The 2739-nt window shown below is 39.3% G+C and carries 3 protein-coding genes and 1 pseudogene; 1 reads left to right on the forward strand and 3 read right to left on the reverse strand.

Translation table 11 applies throughout. The features are described from left to right. Nucleotides 1-135: 135 nt before the first annotated feature. Complete coding sequence (nadS, locus tag ABLA85_RS17085) at nt 136-432, reverse strand: NadS family protein (protein ID WP_367965550.1); 297 nt, start codon at nt 430-432, stop codon at nt 136-138. Between the two features lie 49 nt (nt 433-481). Further along, nucleotides 482-805 carry a type II toxin-antitoxin system RelE/ParE family toxin gene (locus ABLA85_RS17090; RefSeq protein ID WP_367965551.1) on the reverse strand — a complete coding sequence of 108 codons (324 nt, stop codon included), beginning with the start codon at nt 803-805 and terminating at the stop codon, nt 482-484. Nucleotides 806-896: 91 nt separating this feature from the next. On the opposite strand from ABLA85_RS17090, the pseudogene ABLA85_RS17095 reads away from it, so the two are divergent. After that, nucleotides 897-1254: pseudogene (locus ABLA85_RS17095) on the forward strand (helix-turn-helix domain-containing protein). A 244-nt stretch (nt 1255-1498) separates the two neighbouring features. On the opposite strand, the gene ABLA85_RS17100 reads toward ABLA85_RS17095, so the two are convergent. Next, complete coding sequence (locus ABLA85_RS17100) at nt 1499-2188, reverse strand: tail fiber protein (protein WP_367965552.1); 690 nt, start codon at nt 2186-2188, stop codon at nt 1499-1501. Nucleotides 2189-2739: the final 551 nt, after the last annotated feature.

Here is a 2739-nt window from a genome sequence, read left to right on the forward strand (position 1 = left end):
TAACTATTGGATTCATGACCATAAAAAAAGCCATCATTAAGATGGCTAAGAATAGTGAAACTTATTGTTTTAATAGTATTTTTACTATGAAGTAACAGCCTTGATGTTATTTATGTTTATGGACTAATGAAGGTATCAAAGTGAATTTAACTCAGTAATAAGTGCCGGATGACGTTCAAGCATCTTAAGGAGCTTCAAGGACGAACCGGAAGGGATGCGACGATGTTGTTCCCAGCTTTGAATAAGCGAAGCTGAAACACCAACTGCTTCGGCAAATTCACTTTGTTTTAACCCAAAAGACTCACGTAAGCTTTTGACATTCGGTAAACGATGGTAATGAATATTTTCAGCAGGAACAGAAAGCTCGCCTTTTTCAATTGCTACCATCTGCTCCATACTTTCAACCAAGTCATTAAAAAGTTCTTTGTCCATAGTGTCTCCGTTGTATGAAGAATAGTGCCGCGCTCTTGCGCGGCGTTAATTACTGTAATTTACTACTGATGGCTTTGAGCACTTCTTTTTCTTTTGCCGTGATATTATCCTTTTTGTTTTTAGGATAAATTAAAAGAAGATAGAGCCTTCCTGCTTTGTTGATGGTGTAGTAGATAATTCTGACTCCACCACTTTTACCCATCCCCTCACGTTGCCAGCGAATTTTCTTACATCCTCCAGTAGCGCTAATGGTACTGCCTTGTTCATGATTCTTTAATAAGTGTTCCTGTAACAGCCTGAATTCATCATCGGTTAGTAAGTTTGCTCGTTCCCGACTAAATACAGGGGTTTCGATAAAAACTAAGTATTCCATAAAACATCCTTACCCATCGATGAGAAATATCATATTCGTACATGGTACTACTGTCAATAATTTAATAGTACCATGTACGATTTCTTTTGACATGAATAGGGATGAAAACGGCAACAAGCAAGCTGTAGTGCTGCCTATTGCGGAGTATGAACGTGCTTGCCGCGCTGGATAGTAATGAAGATTATGTCAGTATCCCTTATACCAAAGGTGCTAATGACAATGAAACGATTCCTCATGAAGTCATTAATATTATGGTTGATGAAGAAATCACTCTTCATGCTGTATGGTGTATATATCGGGGCTTGTCACAAACAGAAGTGGCTGAAAAACTGGGAGTAAAGCAAGCTGCAGTTTCTCAGTTTGAAAAAGCAGAACGCCCCCGCCAAGCAACATTGGAAAAATTGGCGGCACTTTATGGATGCAGACCGATACAATTGACATTGGATTAAAAGATTAGCCTCGTAATGCGGCTTTTTCCTGTTACCTGAGTTGAAAATATCTTAGGGGGATAAGGGCGGGATACCATAGAAAATGATAAACCCGCAGAAAGTTGCGGGTTGAAATTGTTAACTCAAAATTAAGCGGCTCTGACTATGTAATTGAATGCTATGTTGCGGGGGCAGACACGGAAGGTTGCTAAAGATACCCCTCCTCCTAACTCTAAATCAGTCCTCAAATACGGGCCAGAGGAAGTTACAGGTCTTCATAATCGGCTTCCATAAAATCTTTAAGGTTCGGACCGTATGATTTTATTGGTGGAGTAACTAATGTTCCTGTTGTCTCACTATAGGCATAGCTATAAACCGATGGTAACATCGTTGCCTTTTGTTCAGATAGCAACTTACGCTCAGGGTCAATACCGCGTCCGTTATCTAATCCCCGAATAAATTCTCCTCTCAAATCAGGCAATTTTCCTGACGGGTAAGCAAGAGCGAGTTTCGGATATCTTCCTGTATCAAATGAATCACTGTTACAGATAAGCCAGCCTTCAGGTGGATTTTCTGTTGGCCAAAGAACGGGAACACCAACAGGTAAAGCCAATTCCTCCATTATTGGTTCTAGTCCAAGGTTTTTAACAAACTCCTTCTTATTAGGGATATCAGCTCCGTTTTGGTCTTTAGCTAAACGAGTGCTGGCATTGTCATTTGCATAGTTGGCATTTTGGTTGGCGGCATCAGCTAAATCATATACTTTTTTCACAGCGTTAGATGTTGCGACAGTTAATTCACTATCACTATCGACTTCATTACTTAAAGTGACAAATCCCGGTTCTACTTGGGTTGCATATGGATGATTACGGCTTTCAGTATGCTCTTCAATTGCCTTTTTGATATCATCCATTGTTGGAACTACTACAGAGCTATTACTGTCTTGAATACTCATATTTATTCCCTCATTTAATCAACAATACACATTGCTAAGTAATATGAAGGCGGTGGGAGACTTCTCCGCCGGCGGACACCAATAAAATCAGTTCATCAATATTGGAGAGTACGGCTTGAATAAATTCAGTAGGTTAATATTTGTGTATTAGTTTTCTGTCGGAGTTAGCGTAAAAAAAATTTTTTCGAAAGAGTACATGTCATACAAACCTGCGTCTGTTGTATATGTTCGCAACCCGCTCATAATGATATTTCCATCAGCCGTCCTGATACCGTTCCAGTGATCTGCTATAATGTAAGTTCTGGGACTAGAAATAAAGAAAGAGTAAAAACTTATTTGACTTGGCCATATTTTGGCTGGATTATCTGAGGGATACTTAAATTGTCCAATTATCTGAGCATAATTCACTCTTCCTGTTATTAACTCGGTGTGCAAATGCCCATACTCCCATCATGCAGCATAATTAATTTTGGGGTGCAGAAAAAAGCGAGCAACATGTTTATTTCTTCTTTGCAGCTTCCTGAGATGACTTTTTGTCTTTTTTTCTAATT

Source organism: Xenorhabdus sp. SGI246, assembly GCF_040838225.1.
In the GTDB taxonomy this organism is placed as follows: Bacteria; Pseudomonadota; Gammaproteobacteria; order Enterobacterales; family Enterobacteriaceae; genus Xenorhabdus; species Xenorhabdus indica.